The sequence below is a fragment of the Dyella psychrodurans genome (assembly GCF_003363265.1).
In the GTDB taxonomy this organism is placed as follows: domain Bacteria; phylum Pseudomonadota; class Gammaproteobacteria; order Xanthomonadales; family Rhodanobacteraceae; genus Dyella_B; species Dyella_B psychrodurans.
Window position 1 is genome coordinate 1 of sequence record NZ_QRBF01000001.1, and the last position, 22426, is coordinate 22426.

Annotated in this window: 12 protein-coding genes and 2 tRNA genes; 7 read left to right on the forward strand and 7 right to left on the reverse strand. The window is 60.6% G+C overall.

The window, feature by feature from the left end; all coding sequences use genetic code 11:
- Positions 1-685 precede the first annotated feature (685 nt).
- Complete coding sequence (locus tag DWU99_RS00005; protein WP_115475955.1) at positions 686-2452, forward strand: P-loop NTPase fold protein; 1767 nt, start codon at positions 686-688, stop codon at positions 2450-2452.
- A 38-nt stretch (positions 2453-2490) separates the two neighbouring features.
- Here the strand turns inward: DWU99_RS00005 and drt2 are convergent, their stop codons facing one another.
- Together drt2 and DWU99_RS00020 are read right to left on the reverse strand one after the other, a co-directional pair.
- Positions 2491-3756 carry an antiviral reverse transcriptase Drt2 gene (drt2, locus tag DWU99_RS00010; protein WP_115475956.1) on the reverse strand — a complete coding sequence of 422 codons (1266 nt, stop codon included), beginning with the start codon at positions 3754-3756 and terminating at the stop codon, positions 2491-2493.
- A gap of 478 nt (positions 3757-4234) precedes the next feature.
- A tRNA-Thr gene (locus DWU99_RS00020) sits at positions 4235-4310 on the reverse strand.
- 194 nt (positions 4311-4504) lie between these two features.
- Between DWU99_RS00020 and pilV the strand changes: the two genes are divergently transcribed.
- The 5 genes from pilV to DWU99_RS00045 are packed head-to-tail and all read left to right on the forward strand — an operon-like array spanning position 4505 to position 9797.
- Positions 4505-5032, forward strand: a complete 528-nt coding sequence (gene pilV / locus DWU99_RS00025; protein ID WP_115475958.1) for a type IV pilus modification protein PilV — start codon at positions 4505-4507, stop codon at positions 5030-5032.
- Positions 5029-6360 (forward strand): PilW family protein, encoded by a 1332-nt coding sequence (locus DWU99_RS00030; RefSeq protein WP_158543185.1) that lies wholly within the window; start codon positions 5029-5031, stop codon positions 6358-6360. Before pilV ends, DWU99_RS00030 begins: the two co-directional genes overlap by 4 nt.
- Positions 6361-6414: 54 nt before the next feature.
- Entirely contained in the window at positions 6415-7077 is a 663-nt protein-coding gene (locus tag DWU99_RS00035) for a pilus assembly PilX family protein (protein ID WP_115475960.1), read from the forward strand.
- A gap of 10 nt (positions 7078-7087) precedes the next feature.
- A complete protein-coding gene (locus DWU99_RS00040; protein ID WP_233510790.1) occupies positions 7088-9367 on the forward strand; it encodes a pilus assembly protein in 2280 nt (759 codons plus the stop codon).
- Positions 9368-9377: 10 nt separating this feature from the next.
- Entirely contained in the window at positions 9378-9797 is a 420-nt protein-coding gene (locus DWU99_RS00045) for a type IV pilin protein (RefSeq protein WP_115477117.1), read from the forward strand.
- A 33-nt stretch (positions 9798-9830) separates the two neighbouring features.
- Here the strand turns inward: DWU99_RS00045 and recD are convergent, their stop codons facing one another.
- From recD to DWU99_RS00070, 5 genes are all read right to left on the reverse strand, one after another.
- Positions 9831-11804: an exodeoxyribonuclease V subunit alpha gene (gene recD, locus DWU99_RS00050; protein WP_115475962.1), complete on the reverse strand. Its 1974-nt coding sequence runs from the start codon at positions 11802-11804 to the stop codon at positions 9831-9833.
- The gene (recB, locus tag DWU99_RS00055; protein ID WP_115475963.1) at positions 11794-15450 is read right to left on the reverse strand and encodes an exodeoxyribonuclease V subunit beta; all 3657 of its coding nucleotides are present in this window, start codon (positions 15448-15450) and stop codon (positions 11794-11796) included. The genes recD and recB overlap by 11 nt, the downstream gene beginning before the upstream one ends.
- Complete coding sequence (gene recC, locus DWU99_RS00060; protein ID WP_233510792.1) at positions 15447-18941, reverse strand: exodeoxyribonuclease V subunit gamma; 3495 nt, start codon at positions 18939-18941, stop codon at positions 15447-15449. The genes recB and recC overlap by 4 nt, the downstream gene beginning before the upstream one ends.
- Before the next feature lie 156 nt (positions 18942-19097).
- A tRNA-Ala gene (locus DWU99_RS00065) sits at positions 19098-19173 on the reverse strand.
- A gap of 46 nt (positions 19174-19219) precedes the next feature.
- A complete protein-coding gene (locus DWU99_RS00070; RefSeq protein ID WP_115475965.1) occupies positions 19220-20335 on the reverse strand; it encodes a ribonuclease D in 1116 nt (371 codons plus the stop codon).
- A gap of 106 nt (positions 20336-20441) precedes the next feature.
- Between DWU99_RS00070 and DWU99_RS00075 the strand changes: the two genes are divergently transcribed.
- Positions 20442-22394 (forward strand): SUMF1/EgtB/PvdO family nonheme iron enzyme, encoded by a 1953-nt coding sequence (locus DWU99_RS00075; RefSeq protein WP_115475966.1) that lies wholly within the window; start codon positions 20442-20444, stop codon positions 22392-22394.
- Positions 22395-22426: the final 32 nt, after the last annotated feature.

Here is a 22426-nt window from a genome sequence, read left to right on the forward strand (position 1 = left end):
CTTAGGGTCACGCCGCGTATTGCGCGCGGCGTGAAGGGCTGCAGGAAAAATCCTGCTCGTTTTGTCGGAATCAGCTGCTTCCGTTTTGACGACTGCCCACTGTGGCTCGACGTCGCGCCGTCAGCGCGGCGGTGAAGTAGAAGAAATGCACCGCTGCGGGGGCACGAGGGCGTGCGGGTGCCTTATGATCGAACGTAACCATGATCAACTCTCTCTTAGTTGGTGGTGGCCAGCGGATCGTCTGAGCGTCAACTCGGGCGATCCGCGCTACTTCACATCATGTCGGGCGTGTCGCTTTCATCGAAGAGGATGGGCACGCCCGACTAACGCACCATCGCATGAAGTGCGTTCTGCCATCTGTCGGGGTCGAGTGATTTGGTGCGTTGGCGAATGCCTACGCGGCATATGCGAAAGGTCTTGGGGGTGGGCTAGGGGCTGTCGTGACTTGAGCCCAATGACGGCAAAGACCCGATAAATAGCACCGAGGTCTTATCGACAAAACACGTTCGATTCATGGGACAGCCTGCTGACGATGTTCAAGGAGCCTTCCATCTGCTTTTTGGAGCCTGTTAACTACCTCCGGCCCTTTTGGGGCCTTTTTTGCTGGCTTCGGAAATGCCGGTGGTTGATGATTTGTTCGACGTAGCTCCAAATTAGATCGAAATGGCAACTAAGGAGTGTGGTGATGACAAATCTTCCGCCTGACAGTGAAGGGTTACCGCTGGTCGAGTATCTGAGGCGGCCACCACCGATGTATGCCCTCCTTTTGACTGGGCCGTGGGGTGTCGGGAAATCCTACTTCTGGAACACCTTTGTACGGGAGAAGTTACCCGGTTTGAATCGGGTCGCTATGACCATTTCCGCTGCGGGGCTGTCCACGCTCGAAGAACTCGAACGGGCGTTGTTTATGGTGTCTATTCAACGAGCACCAGGCATCTTGCGAGAGACTTCCGGAGTGATCGGCAAGATGGCATTGCGCTGGGCCAAGATTGACCCAGAGGACATCAAATTAAAGGCGGAACTTAAAACGGGGCGAACGGTTATCTGTATCGATGATCTTGAGCGATTCGCTGGCGAATTTGATGTGCTCTTTGGCTTCATCGTTTCGCTCGTCGATGACACGAAATTGCATGTCGTCCTAATCGCAAATGAGGAGAAGGCCGGACAGAACTATGCCAAGGTAAAGGAAAAGATCGTCGGTAGAACGGTCAAAGTCACCCAAGACATCGGAAAGTTCTACAGCGACACTGTCAATAACGTTGGCGAGATCGTCAGCAAGTCTAGAGACGTACTTCGGGATTATCAGGTAGATGCCATATCCCTGCTGCGTCAAAAAGGGGTAACTAATCTTCGGACCATTCGCGGAATCATCTTTGAGATGGATCTGATTCTCCGCAACTCCGAGTGGCCAAAGGACGGTCAGCCGAAGCTCAATCAGTTGTTCAACGCGATAACCTTCCACGTTATGGCGACATCCGAAAGTGCTGAGAACGACGCACTGGTCGCGCGATGTTTCAAGATCGACCACGTCGGAATGGTCCTTGGCGTCCGGGATATTTCCAGAAAGAAGTCGGGCAGCCTGGTAGCGGCCGATAAGGATGACGCATACCTGGACCCACTGATCCCGCTTATCAACTCTTTTGGATTCACCAACGATAGCCTGAAATGGCCACGTTCTGAGGCGTTTGCCGCCTTGGTGACGGGGGAGACGTTGGATGCCATAGCCATCTTGAATGACTTTCAGGTGTTCGGTGTCGAGCATGAGGATCGACGTGCGCTGATTCGCCTTCAACGGCGTGATCAGATGACAGAGGAGGAGTTCGCAGAGGCTGTCAAAGAATTGGAATGCGACATCAAGAACATGCATTTTACGACAATTATGGATATGTGGTTGTCGTGGGAGATGCTTTACGGATTATCGACCGGGAACTTAACCCGGTTTACCACTAAGGGGTGCGCTGAGTTTTTCCTGTCGGCAATCGCTAATTTTGACGGGTCGAAGATTAATGACGCCACGCTGCATATTTATCCGGAAAATCGAGATGAAGACGAGAGCTCAGTGTTAGAAGTGATCCGCGCTATCGCAAACGCGGTTGAGGCTAGGTTGGAGTCGGCCGAAGGGCAGGTAGTTTTGGACCGGGTAATTTCCGGGACGGCAGACGCGCATGATGCGTTTAGGAAGTCGGTCTTTTCAGGCATCACGCCTGATGTTCTGTTTGATCGACTGCGCGCCACCAATTGGTCATCGATTGCCAACGTGGCTCGTTTCGTCGCCAATCGTAGATCGCTTGCCAACGCACGCGAATTTTTTGCTGATGAACTGGCGTTCGCAAAGAGCATGGTCGAGCTGATTGGGGGGAACGTAAAGGAAAGCAGGCCCATGACCATGTCGGACTCAGCCATGCTCGATCTGGAAAGTCAGTTCCGAGCTTTTGCAGAAATACTTGGTTAGAATATCAACCTATTTCAACAAATTTGCGCGCGCTAAGGTCACTCCTTTTTCTTGATCGCCCGATCAATGGCAGCTTGGCGCCGTGCAACTTGACCCCGAATGGCATCGCTTTGCGTCACTCTAGATGCTCTGTAAGCGTAACTGACGAAGTTCTTGTGCCCGGAATAGAGATATGACCGGTTCAACCTCCCACGCTTAATGGGCACTTGGCCTTCGGGTACTCCGAGTTCCCTGGCAACTTTTTTTCGTGCTAAGTCTGCCATGCGCACGCCTCGCCGCAATCGGCTGTAAAAACGTGCCACGCTACCGGCGCGCAGAAGTATCCGAACGCCATCGTAGATAAGTCCGAGATACTGAAGCGGGGGACGGATTGCAAGAGAGCACGGCCCAAAAGACCGCACTTCCAGCTTTTCTTGCTGGACCTCCAGTTTCATGTCGGCGATGAGTGATTCGATGAATGCTTTCGCCTCATCGGCAAACTTAGGTGGTATCACGCAAAGCACATCGTCGCAGTAGCGACGATAGAAACCACCCCATTGCTCAACCTGAGCATTTAGTTTTTCATCGAAATCCAACATGTAGATGTTAGACAAGGTTGCGCTGATAGGTGTGCCTTGTGGAATACCCTTGGATGTTTCGTTGTGAATCAGAAGATCGCCGGCCACGACAATCTTTCTAAATTGCTGCGGCGTACAAATTCTAGTGCGCCCACACGCTCGGGGCGCATGGCGGCTTATGCCAAAGATTTCATAGAGTGCGTCGCGCTCGACCTGGGTATGCCGGGTCAGTGACCGGAAAATGGCGTAATGATCTTTGGGTAAAGACGTGACGCCGAGCACTTGCATCCACTTGGCTCGTAGCAATTGGTGATCAAGGGAGTCAAAGAATCCGCTGATATCGTAAGCGAAGGCGACGCATGGGCGGTTGGTGTCAATCCACTGGAATGCTTCCAGCGCAAAATGAATGTTGCATCGCCCATCAGCGCTTCGAAATGCGGTAACGACTGAATTGAGACCTCGCGCATTTAGAAGAGTCTCGTATTGCTTCGTGAGTTTTTCGGCGTAGTAAGCATAAAGTGCTGCGTCCTTGTGAGAGGCGTAGCAAATAGGGCGCTCCTTTGGCTTGGTCACGAACCCATGTGGCGTTTGTTTGACCTTCTTTGTAACGACTTTGGCTGCGATAAGAGGCAGAAATTGCCACTGCGCCACAGTTTCCGGATTTGAAACGGACTTTTTCAGGGCTGAGCGTCGCGGCGGCTCATCCAGATGCAGATAGTGCCGAACCCGTAGGGGATCTTTAGTCATGGAGTTAACTGAGGGAGAGGGCGGCGGCGACCCGTGCTAGCTCCCTCAGCTTCTGGAACTCCTAAGGAGCCCTCGATGGTGAGAAACACCAACGCCGCGGAATCAATCGAACTGATCTTATACTCAGTGCTGAAGGAGCTAATCGTGGACATTGTTGCCCGACTCATAGTCAATCAGACCCTCGCTACGATCTGGTTGGCCGGCTGGGAGTCCCAGACGGCTGTTGACATCGCAACTGTTTCCCGCGCCACTACGCTGGCACGGTGGCGCAACGGTATTTACTTTTGAGGTCCTGGTCAAGATTTGACCAGTTGGCTTTAAGGGCGCGCAGGGGCGGCATTGGTGGAGCAGGAAAGCTGCCGTCATTTGACGGCAGCTTTCAATGGACGAAATTGGACAACTGTGGACAACAAAAAAGGCCAGAAACCTCATTTCTGAGGAGTTTCTAGCCTTCGTTGGACTTGCCTAGACAACTATCTGGTGCCGGAAATAGGAATCGAACCTACGACCTACGCATTACGAATGCGCCGCTCTACCAACTGAGCTATTCCGGCGGAGCCGCATAGTCTACGGGGCAGCCCGGTGGCCTGCAAGCTGTCGGGCGGGGTCGGGTTTGGTGGATAGCCCGGACGGGAACTTGCTGACTTCTCAGGCGGTGTTCCGCCGTGTTCGCGGCCGGCCATGGCCGTCTGGTGCCGGGGTGGTTCGCAGGCCAGAGTGTCTGGGGGAACAACAAGGAACGTGATTCATGCAGTGCCTGCGACGTCAGCGCGGTGTCTCGCTGATTGAAGTGTTGGTGGCCGTTTTGGTCTGTAGCGCCGGTTTGGTCGGTGTTGCGGGTTTGCTTGTGACGTCGGCGCGATCCAATCACGCGGCGTACCTGCGCACGCAGGTGACCTTGCTGGCGCAGGGCATGGCCGATCGCATGCGGGCCAACCCCGTCGGCGTGTGGAGCGGAGGCTATAACGGCAGCTTCCCCAACGGCGCGACGCAAGATTGCCAGCTTGGCTGCACGCCCGGTCAATTGGCCAGGCACGATCAGGGTGTCTGGAGCAGTCAGCTGCAAACCTTGTTGCCGTCCGGAGCGCAGGCGACCATCGCATGCCGCGACGGTGGCGCGGCTTCCGTGCCGGGAGCCGATCCATCGGCCTTGCGCTCCGCATATGGCGGCAGTTGCACGATGACCATGACGTGGACCGAATCAGGTGTGGGCGCCGCGGGCTCGATTGAAAACGATCGCGCTTCGCAGACCTTTGCGTGGGAGTTTCAACCGTGAATGCCCCGCGATGGGCACGACATCAACGTGGCCTTTCGCTGATCGAGTTGATGATTGCCACGCTGCTCGGGCTGATGGTGAGCGCAGGTGTGATCGTTTTGTTCAACTCCGCCTCACATATTTTTCGCACCGAGGCGCAGTTGGCACGACTTCAGGAAGAGGGGCGTTTCGTCGTGGCCCAGATCAGAAGCGATCTGGCTATGAGTGGTGGGCTGTATTGCAATAACTCGGGTGGCAATGCAAGTAGCGGTACAGGCTTTCCTGCGGATGGTTTGCGCGTGCCTACGGTGTACGCCAGCGATCCAGGCGCCCTGACGCGAGCACTCAGCGATGTGACAACACCATTGGGGTTTGCGCCAGCTGGCCCGTATTCACTGCCATCGTTCCTCGCCATGCGCGGATACGACTGCACGACGACTGGATGTTCGCCCATCGATCCGAGTAGCGGCATCGGCATTCCCGCCATGGGCACGGCGGTCGGCAAGCGGGTCGTAGGGACATCGGTGATAACGGTGCGCTATCTCAATCCGAAGGGTGGATGGGCGATCGCGCCGGACGGCGATGCAATGGGCAGCAAGCTCGTCAAAAATGTAGACGGGACGCTCGGCATCAGGCTCGCTCCAACATCCGGCGAGCCACCGATCGATGACTTCAAGTCGCAAGTTGCACTGCTTGCCGATTGCTCAGGCGGTCAGATCTTTGCCGTATCCGGGCAGGGCTCAGCGGAGCTGACATCCACCGGCAACAACTTTGTCCAGCCTGTCGTGGACGAACACGGAGTGGCGCCCAGGTTATTCGACCTAAGTCGCGATTTTCGGACCGTGACTTATTACTTGAAGGTCGTGGATAGCGGAGATGGTTTAGGGCACAAGACAGGCGCGCTGGTGCGTCGTGTCAACGTAGGGCACGGCGGATCTTCCGAGGAAATAGCCCGCGGTATCGAACGGCTCGATTTCAAATATGGCGTGCGGCTAAGCGATGGCAGGGTGCGCTATTACACCGCTGCGCAAGTCGACAACGGTGCGAAGTCGGATTGTCTGCCGGTACCGGTGCCCATTCCAGGTAGCGACGATCGTGGGTGCCTTTGGCGATCCGTCAGCCTGATTGAAGTGAATCTGCTCATGGATGGCCAGCAACCGTTGTATTCGTTGACACCCGATGAACTTGCGTACACCTATGCAGCCGACAATACGTCGAAAGGCGCTCAATCCCCACAGTCGCCGACTGCTGCCACTCGAAAAGTAACGCCGTCGAAGCAGGGCTTTCCACTCTCCATGCTCCGGCGTGAATTCGGCACGGTCGTTGCCGTGCGCAATTTCAATCCCTAGGTTAGTCGCGCTATTTTCATCCATTTATTTGCTAGCCACTGGCAAGGACGCCACATGAAAGAAGAACCAAAAGCGTACGTACATTCCATGCGATCGGACCGCCAGCGCGGCTTTGCGTTGGTCGTGGCGTTGATCTTTCTGATGCTTGTCACCCTGTTGGCACTCAGCGCATGCGAGCGTTCGCTGCTTCAGGAACGCATGGCGGGAAGCTTGCGCAATGCGCAGCAGGCTCAGACCAGTGCCGAGACGGCGTTGCGAGGGGCGGAGTACAAGATATGGTCGATCGCCAACCAGGTCGGTGTTTCGCTTCACTGTCTGGAAGGCGCTGTGTCGAGTGACGACGGCTGCGTGATTTATCGTCCTTCCAGCGCACCTTACCGGGCCAATGGCGCAGTGACACGATTTCAGTCTTCGCAAGGCTGGCTGTCCGGTATCGGCGTGACCTATACCGGAGCAACGCGGGGCGGTTATACGGGTAACGCTGCGCATCCGACTGCCGTGCTGGCCAGAAATCCCGTTTATCTCATCGAGGATCTCGGCGTGGAGCTGCCGCCAAGTGCGGGCGGCCTTCACGAATCGGGGAGTACCGGCCCCAACAACGATGGCGCGGCCACGATCAGCGTTCACATCTATCGCATAACGGCGCGCGGCACGGGCGGAAACCCGAATGTCGTCAGTGTCGTGCAGAGTACGTTCGATGCACCGGCCGGCATCTGAGTGCACACGTATGACCATGTCACGCATCTCGCTCGAACAGCTGGCGAAATGGAGTGTCGCGTGCGCCGTGGCGGTGATGTGCATGAATGCTTCGTCCACATCCAGCGCCCGGACTTCTGCGACGCAGCTTCCGGGAACCGTGGAACTCAGTCCGTTACCGCTGGATCAATCTCAAGACGATTCGCTGCGGACGGTTCTTGGCGTCAATACGGGCGTACTCGCCACCGGTGCACTTGCTTTCGAGGGTGGCTACGACCCAGCGGATTGGTCCGGCCAAATGCGTGCAGTGGTCCTGAACGCCGATGGCGCTTTGTCACAGGTGTTATGGGACGCCGGCTTGCTGCTGACCAATCCCTCGGTAACGCCACCGATTCGCCGAGCGCTGCTCACTCTACACACCGACAGTACGACCGGCGACACCATCGGCATGTCGTTCGAGCCGTGGTCCGACTTCGATCCGGTTGAGATGAAGGGGCTGATGACACCAGCCTCCCGCGATGTGGGGGACACGCTTGAAACGCGCGTCGAGTATCTTCGCGGCGAACGTGGCGAGGAGACCACTGGTGTGATGCGCGAGCGAAAGAGTCTTCTTGGCGCCATCGTTAATGCGCAGGCGGTGTATGTGGGACGTCCCACTGGAAATTACTCCGACGCGTGGCCAACGAAAATTCAAGGCATATCGGTCGCGTCGCCTGAAATGGAGCCGGATGCGCAAAGCTACGATCAATTCGTCACGTCGAATGCAGATAGGCAGCCTGTCGTTTACGTAGGCGCCAACGACGGCATGCTCCACGCGTTCTACGCACCTGTCCCGCATTGCACGATGTACGACGAGCAGGGTGACTGCACGCGTTACGATCCGGGAGCAAACGCGGGCAAGGAGGTCTTTGCGTTTGTGCCGCGCGGCGTCTATGGCAATCTTGGGAATCTCACGAGTGCAGATGCTTTTCTTTTTGCGCCAACCGTGGACGCTACACCTGTCGTGCGCGATGTGTTCTTCGCCGAGCATGGCGATCATGCCTGGCACACGCTTCTGGTTGGCGGGTTGCGCCTGGGTGGGCGCGGCGTGTACGCGCTTGACGTCACCCATCCGGTCTCGACGAACGAAGTTGCTGCACAGCGAACTGTCTTGTGGGAGTTCGACGCCGACGCCAGGCCAGGAACGACGCCCTACGGAAACACCTACAACCCGACGGATTTGGGATACACCTACGGCCAGCCCGCCATCGCGCGCCTGGCGAATGGGCGATGGGCCGTACTGGTGCCCGGTGGCTATTTCCCCGATTGCAGCAAGCCCGACAGGCCTGTTCGCTGCGAAGCCGCGGCACGAACGGCGCCGGCTGATTTCAGTGTGCTGTTTGTGTTGGATGCGCAAACGGGCGAAGTCATTGCCGAGCTCAAAACGCCGACCGATATAGCCGGTGTGGCCAGCTACGGTTTGTCTTCGCCGGTATTGGGCGATTACGACAATGATCAGGTGGACGACGTGGCTTTTGCCGGCGATCTTGCAGGCAACCTGTGGCGTTTCGACCTGTCGTCGCCAGACCCGGCAAATTGGAAGGCGACCCTGGCATATCGGCCGGAAGTGCAGGGCGCGCAACCCATCAACGTCATGCCGCGGTTGTTTCCCGATCCCGTTACAAACCGTTTCATGGTGGTGTTTGGTACAGGCAAGTATCTGGGTGAGGGAGATGTTAGCCGCGACGTGCCGGTGCAGGCCGTCTATGGCATCAAGGATCGCGTGGACAGCCGCGGTAATCCCGTAACTGTGTCGCACGAAAGCCTGCAGGCACAAACGCTGACCGAAACAACAGTTTCCGATCCAACGAGTTCCTATGCCGGTGCCACGTTGCGCAGCCTTACTTCCAATCCGGTGGCACCCGCAGCGGGTGGCTGGTATTTCGATCTCGATGTGGCAAGTGGGGAGCGCGTCGTCGTAACTCCCACGGCATTGTTCAATACCAATTCGGTGCTGGTCAGTACGCTCATACCCAAAGGCGGCAGCAATTCATCAAGCGGTCTGAAAGGGAGCGTCATGGCCGTCGACGCGCTGACAGGTGGGCCCGGAAATTCACTTTCATCCTCGGGCAACGTTTCCTATGTGGGCGGTTTGATAGATCGACCGCGAACGGCTGGCACCTTGCCCGTCGCCACCATGATGGGTGGCGGCAAGCTGCTTCTGCCCGGTTTGATGTTGAAAAGCAGTAACAGCGGTTTGAAATGGCCGCTTTCATTCGGCAGCCCCACGTGGCGGCGACGCTCGTGGTCGATCTTGAGTCAGGACCCTTGAGAGAAAAGCGATGGACCGCACCAAAGGATTTACTTTGCTGGAAGTCGTGATCGTGACGGCGATCATCGCGATGTTGTCTGCGCTTGCGGCTTCGTCCTACCGGCACTACGTCTTTCGCGCACGCCGTACGGAAGCGCGCCACATGCTGATGAGCATTGCCCACGGCGAAGAGCGCTGGTATGCCACCTACAATCGCTATACCGACGATCTCAGTAAATTCGGGTATGCCACGGCGGCTGTGTCGCCTCACGCAAACTACGAGGTGGTATTGACGGTCGAGGGCAACGACGCGCAGGGCTATGCCGTCGCGGCGCTGCCCGCCAACAGCCAGATCGGCGACTCCTGCGGTGTGATGACGCTCGACAGCACTGGCGCCAAGACTCCGGATCGCTCAGACAGAGCCGCCAACGCAAACGGCCATTGCTGGTGATGACCCGTACAAGGACGGGTGCGCGCCGTCTCGTCAACCCGACGCCAATCGATCCGACAACCCGGAATAGCGGCGTGTCTGCTGCGCGAGCGCCTGTTCAACGCTTGCCTGCCTGGCAAACAGGCTCAACCATCGGCGCGCGCGCGTGATGCCCGTATAGAGCAATTCGCGCGTGAGTATCGCCGAGCTTTCATCGGGCAATACCAGCGCGACGTGCTCGAATTCGGAACCCTGCGATTTGTGCACGGTCATCGCGTAGACCGTTTCCACGTCCCCGAGTCGGGATGGAAGCACGCAACGAACGTGGATGTCGTTGTCCTCGACGTGAGTGACCGATGTGCCGCGTGTCATCGGAAAGGCCACATAGAGCCGGGGTTCGCCATCGGGCCCCGGCATGCGCAGCGTTACGCCGACGTCGCCGTTCATCAGGTCGAGGCCGTAGTCGTTGCGGGTCATCATCACGGGGCGGCCTTCGTACCATCCGCGATCGGATTCGATAAGCCCCGCAGTAAGCAAGGCGGTGGCGATGTCCCGGTTGAGCCGTTCGGTGCCTGCAGGGCCCTGGCGCACGGCGCATAACACCTGGAAATGGTTGAAAGCGTCGAGCACATGTTGCGCCCAGCTACGGAATGTCGTGCCATCGGCGTTCGGTGCAGGGCGACGCTGTCGCAGTTGATCGAGATAGAAGCGGAAGCCGCGTGGTACGTCGAACGAGGCATCCAAGTGGAAGCGCTCGGCGTCGCCGTCCAATGCCATGGACGGAATGGGAGACTGGGTTGCGCCGGAGGAGATCCAGGCGATATCGCTGGATCGTGCATCCAACAGATCGCGCACGGTCGCGGCATCGCCGGTGTTGACCGCAGCGGCCAGCCGTCCAATGCCGCTGGCGGCACCGAAGCGATGGCTGCTGCGCAGCATGGCAATGTGCTGATCGAGCGCGAGGGCATCCGTGCTTACGAACGCATCGACGTTTTCTCCGCTCACCGTCCGTAACCAGGCTGCCGTGGCGGCGCTGTAATGACCCTGCTCAGCGCGCCGGCCGAGATCGCCCAGCACGGCGCCGGCTTCGACCGACGAAAGCTGGTCCTTGTCGCCGAGCAGGATCAGGCGTGCATGAGGCGGCAGCGCATCCAGCACGGCAGCCATCATCTCCAGATCGATCATCGACGCTTCGTCGATCATCAGAACGTCCACGTGCAGTGGGTGGCGGTTGTCGTGTGCGTAGCGGCGACTTTCGGGGCGAGCCCCAAGCAGGCGATGGAGTGTTTCCACTTCGCGCGGAATCGCGGCGCGAACGCGCTCGTCTACATCCAGGCGAGCGATTTGCTTCGTGATGGAGGCATTGAGTCGCGCGGCTGCCTTGCCGGTCGGTGCTGCCAGGCGAATACGTAACGGCACATCCTGTTCGCGCAACTGAAGAGTTTGCAGCAACCCCAGCAGGCGCACCACGGTGGTGGTCTTGCCGGTGCCGGGGCCGCCGGTGATCAGGCTGAAGCCGCCGCGAGCGGCCAGTGCACATGCCATGAGTGGCCAGTCGAGCGACGCGCTTCCTGCATTCGGAAACAGGCGTTCAAGTTCGTCGTGCAATGTTTCAGATGACGGAGCTTCATGATTGAGCCGTAGCATGATTCCGTGCGCGACACGGCATTCGTACTCCCAGTAGCGGCGGAGATAGACGCGATGTCGATCGAGCACCAGCGGCGCCTCGGCGGGCATGCCATCGGAGCGTGCCAGCAGGGAAGATTGCAGCGATGGTGCGGCAGCCAGCATCTCAGCCCAGGACGCGGGCCAGTTTTGTTCCTGCGCCAGCCCTGAAGCGGCTTGCAAATCCAGGCAGGGATGACCGTCGCCGAGTTGCCGGCTCGCCAGTGCGGCCAACAATAACAGGCATGGTTCGGCGTTCGGATCGCATTCGCCGATAAAACGCGCAAACGCCATATCGAGCGGACGCAGCACGCGTCGTGCGTCGTCGTCGGTCAGCACCGTGGGCAGGGTTTCACGCGACATCGGCATGCGCTCCCTGTGCGAACAAGCGATCCATCGCGTCGATCAAGACATAAGGCAGCCGTTCCGCATGCACGCCGTGATCGTGGTCGTCGATGCCGCGAAGATAGAGATAGAGCACGCCGCCGACGTGGCGCTCGTAATCGTAGTCGGGGAGCCGCGCGCGAAGCTGGCGATGCAACGCGAGCGTGTAGATGGCGTACTGCAGGTCGTAACGGGACTGCAGCGTCGCTTCGCGCATCGCGGCGGAGGTATACGCGCTCGTCGCATCGCCGAGCCAGTTGGACTTGTAGTCGATCACGTAATAGCGATCGTCATGTTCGACGATAAGGTCGATAAAACCCTTGAGCACGCCATGGATGTGATTGGGCGGCAGCGAGACGCGCGGTGCGCCATCCAGCGTGTGGCGGCTGACCAGTTCATCAAGACGGCGGGTGTCGACGTGGTGCGCCTCGAACCAGAATTCCAGTTCGGCCTGATAGCGTCGGCGATCGTCGAGACTGGAAAGCGCAAGGGCATCGCCATCGGGCAACGCGAGCGGTGTTTTCAGCAGCGCGGGCAGCCATTGCATCAGCGGGCCTATCCACACCTGCCAGCCTCGCCGCTGGCAACGGCGTGCGATCTGTTGTTCAAGCGCCGAGGTGTCTTTTGCAACCGAAGCGAAACCCGTTTCCGCGACCCATTCCAGCAGATCGTGCAGGAACGTACCGGGCTCGGCGCCACGTGGAAACGCGTGCATGCCGTAGTTGCCGTCGGTCGCCGTCCACTCGGCGGTCTCGCGCGCTGCTTCCGCCAGCACGTCCTGGTTGGCGGTTTCGGGGGCCATTTGCCGCGCCGGTTCGCCGTCGCCGTGCGTGAGCGCGCTATAGCTTGCGATCCACCAAGGTTCCGGCGGACGCAGCGGATAAATGCGTGCCTGGCGTTCGTGCTCTGCGTGACGCAACGGGCGGTAGACCCGCAGGCCCGCGCCGTCTTCTGCAACGTGAACCTCGATATCGCCCGAGTCGCCGCGAAGTGCCTCGATGCGCGGCATGAGATCGCCCGGCTCGATGGGATCGCCACCGGAAAGCACATAACCCAGCGCCGAACGGTGAAGCATCGATGCGCGGCCATGGCCGACGCTGACGCAGGCCACGCCTAGCCAACAGGCATGTTCCGCGCGGGTCAGTGCGACGTAGAGCAGGCGTAGATCTTCCTGCAGGCGTTCGCGCTCCATGCGAAGCCGGGTGGCCTCGTCGGGCAACAGATCCACCCACGTCCGGCCCTGGTCGTCATGCCAGGGTTGGAGGCTGTCTTTCGGCGCATCCTGAAAGCGGCTGAGAAAGGGCAGCATGACGACCGGATACTGCAGTCCTTTCGATTTGTGGATGGTGATGACCTTGACCAGGTCGGCTTCGCTTTCCAGGCGAACGACTTGCTCTTCGGCCGTGTCCGCATCGCGTTCGTTGGCGCGCGCAATCTGCGAGGCCAGGTAGCGGATCAGCGCGTATTCGCCGTCGAGGTTGGCGGCGGCATGTTGCAGCAGCTCCGCGAGATGCTGAAGGTTGGTCAGCACGCGTTCGCCGTGAGGCTTGTTCAGCAGGCGAGCGGGCAGGTCGAAGGTGTGAAGCAGGTTCTGCAACATGGCGAGTACGCCGTGACGCTGCCATGTGATCTGCAACTTGCGGAACTGGTCGCCGCACCATTCCCAGTAGGCTTCATCGTGATTGAGTCGATCGAGTTCGGCCAGGCTGCGGTCCATGGTCGTGCTGGCCAATGCGGCGCGCATGGCGCGATCCGAGCTAGGCATGGCACAGGCCTGCAGCCACATAAGCACGTCGGGTGCTTCTTCGGATTCGTAGACCGAATCGCTTTCAGACAGATAGACGCTGGCTACGCCACGCTGCCTGAGCGCGTTGCGCATGCATGCGGCTTCCTGCCTTCTTCGCACCAGTATGGCGATATCGCGCGGTCGCAGCGGTGTTTGCGTACCGTGCGCATCGACAAAAAAGCAACGCCCGTTTTGCGCGGCATCAAGCAGATCGACGATGCGCGCCGCGGCGTGAATGCTGGCCGCTTCCATGTACGCGCCCGTGCCCATCGGCTTGTCGCCAGGGAAAACCTCCATGTGAACAGCCGCCAGCGGCTGTCCGTCGTAGATCAGCGTGCGCTTTGAACCCGCGGCGACGATGGGCGTGAAGGAGAGTCCGTGTGCGCCATGGCCGAACGCGAATGCGCCGAGCGGCCAACGGTCGGCGTGCCGGAAGATTCGATTGACGGCATCGACCAGCGGCGATGTCGAGCGATAGTTGGTCGTCAGCGTCCAGGACGGCGACAAGGCCTGGTCGCGCGCCGCGAGATAGGTGTGGATGTCCGCGCCGCGGAAGCCGTAGATGGCTTGTTTCGGATCGCCGATCAGCAACAGGCTGGTATTTGCGCGGTCGGCGTAGATGCGCTGGAAGATGCGCCATTGCAGTGGATCGGTATCCTGGAATTCGTCGATCAGGGCGACGGGATACTGCGCTGCGATGGTGTCCGCGAGTTGTGCGCCGTGTTCGCTGTGCAATGCGCTGTCGAGCTGGCGCAGCAGATCGTCGAACCCGGGCTTGGCCTGGCGTTCGCGGATGTGCTCGACGCGTTCCGCGATCCATGGTAATGCGTGCGCCAGCAACGTGGGGACGAGCGGCGGTTCGGCGTCCCATGCGTCGATCAGAATTTGGATATCTTCGAAAGCAGCATGCGCAGGGGGATTGTTGCCTTTGCTGACCGCGCTATCGAGCTTCGTTTGCGTGTAGCGCTTGAGCACATCCTTGTCCGCATCCGCACCCTCTGCCCACGCTTGCAACTGGGGGAGTTCGTTTGCCACGGTTTCCGGCTTGAAGATGTTGTTCTTCAAGACCTTGGCTTGCACCGCGTGACGAAGCAGGGTTTCGATGGCATCCACATCCGTCGACCATGATGCGCGCGCGGCTTTTTCTGCCAGCCGGCGCGGTGCCTGATGGCTGCGCAAGGCATCGGCCAAGTCTTCGACCACGGGCAGGGGGTGGCCCTGCATGCGTATGTGGGATACGGATTGCCGCAACAGCGGGCGGACGGCGTTCTGCAGCGCCTCGGGACTCCGCCATTGTGTGGCGACGCAAGCCGCGTCGGCTTCATCGAGCGGTGCGTAGAAGCTGCGCCAGTAGTCGCGCACGGCTTCGGCCAGGCGCGCGTTCTCGTCGGCGATCTCATCGACCGAGTCGCTGCCTTCGAATGCATGCTGCGCCAGCATGCGCTGGCTCCAGCCGTGAATGGTGTAGATGGCCGCTTCGTCCATCCATTGCGCGGCGAGATCCAGTTGTCGCGCAGCGATTGCGCGTTCGTCCGCGTTGGGGTATTGGTCGATAAGCTGTTTCAGATAGTCGTCCGCATCTTGCTGACCTCGAAACGCCGCGGCCGCGCCGGCAAGCCGTTCGCGTATGCGTTCGCGCAATTCAGCGGTGGCGGCGCGGGTGAACGTGACGACAAGAATCTGCGCAGGCAGCTGCGGTGGCTGGCCGCCGTGACCGAGTACCAGTCGCAGATAGAGCGCGGCCAGCGTCCAGGTCTTGCCGGTGCCGGCGCTGGCCTCGATCAGGCGAATGCCATGCAGTGGCAGGTGCAAGGGATCGAGTGGTGTCATGTCGCTCATGCACCACCTTCCAGCACGGCCGCGTCGAGCAACGGGCGGTAAAGCGGCAGCCAGTGTTCGAAGCCATCGGCATGCAGCGCGGCAAAACTTCGCCAGGTGCGGGCGAGGCAGGGATCGCGGCTCATTTCGCCATTCGGTGCACCGGTTGCGTCGCTGCCTTCGTAGCATTTCTCCGCGGCATCGAAGGGAGTTTTCTCGTCGCGTGCCGCGATCAGCCATGCATAGGCCGTACGGCGGGCGATGGGCAAGGGCGCCTGCATGCCTTGCTGCCAGGCGTCGAGCAAGGCATTCAGCAGCGTGGCGGCTTCGTCGCGTTCGAGGGGGTGCAATGCTACGGTGGCATCCGGCGCGAGAAAATAAGTGGATACGCGCTTATCGTTGGCGTTTGCCAAAAGCTGCAGCACCCAGGGGTAAAGCAGCTTGTCGTAACGAATGTTTTTACTATCGCGGGCATTGCCTGCCATCGGCAGCAAGCGCGCGAGAGTTCCGTCGTCCCCGGTGCGCAGATCGTCCAGCCAGCCTTCCACCGTCACATCGCGATGCGCATGGCGGAGTTCCAGCGCGGGTTGCTGCTTTGGCCAATGCGCATGGAAAGCCTGCCATCGTTGCAGGATGCGATTGACGTCGTTGCTGAGACCGTTCATGGCCAGCGCGCCGAATCCACCGGAAGGCAGCGAACCTTGTTGTCGCAGGCGCTGCGCGGCGGCAAGCACGGATCCGGTGCCGCGATCCTCCGTCATCAGCGCGCTTTGCAGCAGTGCGTCGGTGGCTACGTAGTTTTCCAGCTTGTCCAGTGCAAAGGGTTCGTCGTCATCCGGGGCGAGACCGGTTTCGCCAAAACGCACTTTCAAACGCTCGCTGTAGAAGCAGGCGGCGGGTCTGGCGAGAAAGCGTTGCAGCGTGCCGATATCCAGTGTGGACGGTGCTTGCCACGAGGCTAATTGCAGGGCTTCGGCGGCAGGCGCGGTTCGGCGTGCACGTGCCCATTCCGATGCATACGTAAACAACTGCGACGACGGATCGTCGGTGAAATAGCGCGCGCTGAACGGCTGAAGGGGGTGGACGGTCGTGACGGAAGCCAGCAGGCGTTTGCGTGCATCCGCATCGTCGGCGCGGTCGTCGGGCAAGCGCCAACCGTTCGCGAGGTAATCGCGCAGCTGGCCCACGAGCACCGACGGCGGCAATTCGCTGTTGTCGCGGACGCTATGGCCCACCCAGCTGATGTGCAGGGCATCGCGCGCCGATAGCAGTGCTTCCAGGAACATGTAGCGATCGTCTTCGCGCCGCGAACGGTCGCCGGGGCGATGCTGGCCGGCGCGCGCCATCAGATCGAAATCGGAGGGAGACATGCGGCGCGGATAGTCGCCGTCGTTCATGCCGAGCAGACATACCACGCGGAAGGGAATCGCGCGCATCGGCAGCAGGGTGCCGAAATTCACGGCACCGCCCATGAAGCGTTGCGAGAGATGGTTCTGATCGATGGATTGCAGCCAGTCTTCGCTTACGACGGACATCGGAATGGCGTGGGTGAAGCTGGCTTCGTGGCAGGCGTCGAGCCAGGTATCGAGGGCGTCTTCCAGGCGATCGATGCGCAGGGTGTCGGCATCGTCGCCGCGTGTGTCGAAGCAATCGCGCAAAAGGCGGCGCAACCGTTCGCTCCATTGGATCGGTGTCGCGGATGTCGCAAACAGTCGCCAGTAATGATTCAACGTATCCAGCAACTGACTGAGCGGGCCAAGCAACGCCGCATCCAGGCCGCCGACTTCCGCATAGGGGGCAATGCCGTTGAGCGACGGGCCGTCGCCTGTCGCATAGCCCAGCAGCATGCGTCGCTGGCCGAACAGCCAGCTGTTCTGTTCGTCGGGCGGCAATCCCAGTGCTTGCTTTTGCTCGCCATCCAAGCCCCAGCGGATGCCGGATTCGGTAATCCAGCGCCTGAGGACTGGCAGATCGTCTTCGGCGATGCCGAAGCGGCGACGCAGCGACGGGACGTCGAGCAGATCGAGGACGTCGCTTGCGGTGAATCGCGACTCTGCCAGCGTCAGCAGATGCTCCAATGCGACGAGCAGCGGCGATGTGCCGCGACCTGGCTGATCGGCCACGCTGTAGGGAAGGTAGCGCGGATCATCGGGCGCGATGCGACCGAATACGGCCTGTATGTGCGGCGCGTAAGTGCGGATATCCGGCACCATGACCATCACATCGCGCGGCGCCAATGGACGGCCTTCGCGTGTGGCACGCTCGAAGAGATCGAGCAGCCGATCATGCAGAATTTCCACTTCGCGCTGGGGACTGTGCGCGATGTGGAAGCGCAACGAACGATCGTCGGCTGGCAAGGCTTTGCGCTGCGCTGCTTCGACTGGAACCGCTTCCAGATCGAGCACGGCCTGCTGCACCTGATGCAGGAGGGAATCGTTGCCGATGTTCTGGAACACATCGATGCTGCGCTTGATCGATGCGAACTGGTGCCGATAACGGGCAGGCTGGTCGAAGGCGTCGAGCTGGCGGATGAAGTCGCGCCCCTGCTTGCCCCAGGCTGCCAGCAGCGGATTGGCGTGCAGGTGCAGGTCTTCGTAACGAGGCTCCTGCGCAGTGCCGGGCTTGCTTGCGTGGCGGCGCTGTTCGGCCATCAGCAGTTCGCGGTCTTCGATGATGTCGGCCCAGTAGTGCCTGCAGGGATTGGTGACCAGCAGCAGTACCTGGCTGAAGCGTGCCAGCGCAGTGAGCGCTTCCAGCACCTGTTGCGGCAGCGACGTGATGCCGAATACGACAATGCGCCGTGGCAACGCGTTCGCCGGCATGTCTGAAGCCTGCATGCGCTGCATGAAGTGCTGGTGCACAGCGGCGCGATGGCTGTCGCGTTGCGCCTGCGGGACGTCGTCAAGCAAGAGTCGCCACAACCGTGGCTGCCAGCGCTGCGCAGGTGGCAGTTCCACCACGCGGTTGCGCAGGTTGTCGCGCAGCACGTCGTTGCGATGCTCCCAGTCCTGCAGCCAATCGGCACGAAAGACCTGGTATTGATCGAACAGATCGGCAACCTGCATGGCAAGTCGGTAGGCACCGCGCCAATCGTTGGCCTGACCTAGCAAGGCGCGCAGTGGTGCGAACCCCGGTTCGTCGATGTGCTGCGGCAGCAGGCGCAACAGGCGCCAAACCAGACGCGACTTGTCGAAGGGCGAGGTTGCCGGCACCGCCGCTTCGCCCAACGCTGCACGATAGGCCTGCCACAGAAAACGACCCGGCAGTTGCATGTCCACCGCGGCACTGATGCCCAATCCGCCGGCTTCGATGGGTCGCGCAAGCGCCAGCTTCAGCCATTGCGCGATGCCGTTGCTCTGCACCAGCATCACTTCGTTTTCCAGCGGCTGCAGCGGCGCACGTTGCAGCCAGGCCGCCAGCAGGTCGCGCAGGTCTTCCTGGCGATTGCCGTGAATCACCATCAGGCCGGGTTCGATGGGGATGAGACTGGGCGCGATGTCCGGTGTGCTCACGAGTGATGACGCTGGCTGGGGCTCATGGACCATCCACTACGGTAATGTGAACAAGTTTGCCCGATTCGCATCGCAGGATGTGCGACTGCCAAAGGCCGGGCCGGCGTATACGAAAAAGCCCCGGGCGATGCCCAGGGCTTTCGGATCGAATGGGATTGGTGGAGCGGAGGAGGATCGAACTCCCGACCTTCGCATTGCGAACGCGACGCTCTCCCAGCTGAGCTACCGCCCCACGCGAGCTGCTCATGGTAGCAGCAGCCCCCGGGGCAGCCAACCCCTCAGTGCGGCAGCAGGCTTGTCAGGCGATCGTGCAGCACGTCCCGGCGCCATCCTTCGAGCGCCTCCGGCCAGCGGGCCGTGACGACGTATTCCTCCAGTACCTTGCGCGAGCAAAGCAGCCCAGGAGGAAGGTCCAGCTCGGCGGCCGTGCTGTCTACACACTCTTTCATGGCGGCCAATGCCTGTTTGGCTTTGCCTTGCGGGTAGGGTGGGATCGATTCGGTGGCGTCCATTTCGTCATCCAAGACGGAGGCGGCCAGCAGTTCGAAGAGCTCTTCGCGCTGCGAGTGGCGCAGGGCGCGCTGGCCGCTGCTGCGCTGTTCGAGATCCTCCAGATCCGTCGGACGCTGCTGGGCGAAGCTGAGTGCGAGTGTGTCCTCGACCAGCCACGGGCGTGGCCGGTCGAGTCGACGTGCGGTGGTGTCGCGCCATAGCAGGATCCGGCGCAGCAGGGCCTGCTGTTCGCGTGGCCATTCGGCCGCGGCGCGCAAGGCGAGTTGCGGTTGCGGATCGCCTTCGCGGGGACAGCTCTTGCGCTTGAGCCGCTCGCAATCTTCCGCGTGCCACGCTGTGCGATCGCGTTGCGCGAGGCGTTCTCCGAGTTGTCGATGGATGGTGTCGAGGTACACCACGTCGAGCGTCGCGTATGCGCGTTGCGATGCGGTGAGCGGGCGTTGCATCCAGTCCGAACGTGTTTCGCCCTTGTCGAGTTCGGCGCCGACCAGCTCTGCGACCAGGGCGCGGTAGCTGATGCCCAGTCCCATGCCACCGAACGCTGCGGCGATTTGCGTGTCGAACAGCACACCGGGACCTTTGGGCAGCCATGGCGCAAGTGTTTCAAGATCTTCACTCGCGCTATGCATTACGGTGACGACGTTGGAGCCATTCAGCGGCTGCAACGCTTCGGCGATATCGAAGGCAAGCGGATCGACCAGGGCGTAACGATCGTTCCATCCCAACTGCAATAACGCCAGCTGGGGGTAGAAAGTGTTGCGGCGCATGAACTCCGTATCCAAGCCGAGCACGGCGCCGGATGGAAGCTCGGACAGCCAGTGTTCAAGTTCGCTGCGTTGTGCGATCCAGTCTGCCTGGGGCGGCATTGCGGGCAGGGTCATGCGCGTTCCTTGGACCGACCGGGCAAGCGATCTGCGATTGCCCCGTCATCGGCGGTGCCATATGGTAAGCAGCGAACCATAGCAGGCCAGCCACGGAACGCCCACCATGCCGAGCAAGGAAACCGTACAACGTCAACGCGCGCTCGGTGGGGCGCTCGGCGTGATTGTGCTGGCGTGCGGGCTTACGTATCACTTTTTTCCACGCATCTTCCACGTCACTCCCGAAGAAGTGGCCAATCCGCCAAGCGTGCCGGGGGCGCGCCGCTTCGCGCCGACCGTGCCCGCCCGTGCGGGCAGCGTGATGCCCTCGGCGCAGGACGAGCTCAACGCCGGCCCGCCTTTGACCTTGGCGCCGACGGCGGTGATTGCCTCGCGCCTCAATCGCACGAGCGCACCGTTGCCCGAGCAGCTGTCGGCCGACACGCCCGAAGTCAAGGCGTTGCTGGAGCGCGCGAACAAGGCGTTCCTGGCGGGGCAGATAGCGGGCCCGAAGAACAGCGCGGCGGATTTGTACCAGCAGGCGCTCAAACTGAAGCCGGACAGTCGCGCTGCCGCGCAGGGTCTCGATCAGGTGCGCACGCATCTGATTGCGGAGATCACGCAGGACATCGCCATTGGCGACTCCGGATCGGCAGGTGCGTTGCTCGACAGCCTCAAGACCATGCCCAACTCGACCAGCGACGTGGCGCCGCTCGAGGCCAGCATGAAGACGCTCAATCAAGTGCGCCCGATGCTGGCCAAGGCCGCGGATCTGTTGCAGCAGGGCAGTGCCGACCAACCCGCCGGCAACAACGCGCTCGATTTGTACCGGCAGGTGCAGAAGCTCGATGCGCAAAATGCCGTCGCCGCACAGGGCATTCTGCAAGTTCAGCGTGTTGTGCTGGATCGCGCCCTGGCCGCCGTGGCGCAAAACGATTTCGCCGGTGCGGAAAAAGCCATCGACGAAGCGCAGTCCATCCAGGCCGATTCGCCGCAACTGCAGAATGTGCGAAGCCAGGTCGACGGCATTCGCCAGCAGCGCGCGGCCGGCGTGTTGGCGCAGGCGCGCACGGCGTTGGAAGCGGGAAATGTGGCGCTGGCCAAGCAGCTCGCAGGACAGGCGCAGGCGATCAGTCCGCAGGTGGCCGGTATCGATGAATTCGAAGAGCGCCTGACCAATGCGCGCCTGTATTCCAGTTACAAGCCCGGTCAAGTTTTCACCGACCACTTCGTCGACATGAATGGACACTCGCCGACCATGCTGGTCGTTCCCACGGGCAGCTACATGATGGGCGCGCCCGATGGCGAGGTGGGTAGTACCGATGCGCAGATGCCCCAGCATCAAGTGACCATCGAACAAGGCTTCGCGTTGTCGCAAACCGATATCACGGTGGGCCAGTTTCGCGATTTCGTTCGTGCCAGCGGTTACAAGCCCGATTCGGTCACCAATGGCGGCGCCAGTGTTTATGACGAGAGCAGCGGCGTCATGCGCGACGACAGCAGCGCCACCTGGGCGTCGGACTACGCGGGACGTTCCGCCGCAGACAATCTGCCCGTCGTGAACATTTCGTGGAACGACGCGAATGCCTACGTCCAATGGTTGAGCCAGCGCACGGGCAAGAAATATCGTCTCCCGAGTGAATCGGAATTCGAATATGCACTGCGCGGTGGGACCACCACGCGCTACTGGTGGGGCAAAGGCCTGCCAAGCAGCAAAGTGGAAAACCTCACCGGTTCGCTCGATCGTTCGCCGAGCGGGCGACGCTGGAGTCATGCTTTCCAGGGCTACGGCGATGGCTATTGGGGGCCGGCCCCGGTGATGACATTCGCGCCCAACCCATTCGGCCTGTACGACATCGACGGCAACGTGTCAGAGTGGATGGCCGATTGCTGGCACGACAACTACATTCGCGCGCCTTCCGACGGCAGTGCATGGGTCAATCCGGGATGCGGCTTGCGCGTGGTGCGTGGCGGGTCGTGGGGCAGTTCGCCCGATCAGGTGAATTCGGCGTATCGCCAGGGCGCCGATGCAAGCATCCGCAGCGGTCGCGTGGGTTTTCGCATTCTGCGCGAGCTGTGAGGGGGAAACCCCGAAACGAAAAAGCCGCCTTG

What these genes read in the sequence shown, in the direction of transcription:
- DWU99_RS00005 (WP_115475955.1), top strand. Translation starts at nt 686, where the DNA reads ATGACAAATCTTCCGCCTGACAGTGAAGGGTTACCGCTGGTCGAGTAT.
- drt2 (WP_115475956.1), bottom strand. Translation starts at nt 3,756, where the DNA reads ATGACTAAAGATCCCCTACGGGTTCGGCACTATCTGCATCTGGATGAG.
- pilV (WP_115475958.1), top strand. Translation starts at nt 4,505, where the DNA reads ATGCAGTGCCTGCGACGTCAGCGCGGTGTCTCGCTGATTGAAGTGTTG.
- DWU99_RS00035 (WP_115475960.1), top strand. Translation starts at nt 6,415, where the DNA reads ATGAAAGAAGAACCAAAAGCGTACGTACATTCCATGCGATCGGACCGC.
- DWU99_RS00040 (WP_233510790.1), top strand. Translation starts at nt 7,088, where the DNA reads ATGACCATGTCACGCATCTCGCTCGAACAGCTGGCGAAATGGAGTGTC.
- DWU99_RS00045 (WP_115477117.1), top strand. Translation starts at nt 9,378, where the DNA reads ATGGACCGCACCAAAGGATTTACTTTGCTGGAAGTCGTGATCGTGACG.
- recD (WP_115475962.1), bottom strand. Translation starts at nt 11,804, where the DNA reads ATGTCGCGTGAAACCCTGCCCACGGTGCTGACCGACGACGACGCACGA.
- recB (WP_115475963.1), bottom strand. Translation starts at nt 15,450, where the DNA reads ATGAGCGACATGACACCACTCGATCCCTTGCACCTGCCACTGCATGGC.
- DWU99_RS00070 (WP_115475965.1), bottom strand. Translation starts at nt 20,335, where the DNA reads ATGACCCTGCCCGCAATGCCGCCCCAGGCAGACTGGATCGCACAACGC.
- DWU99_RS00075 (WP_115475966.1), top strand. Translation starts at nt 20,442, where the DNA reads ATGCCGAGCAAGGAAACCGTACAACGTCAACGCGCGCTCGGTGGGGCG.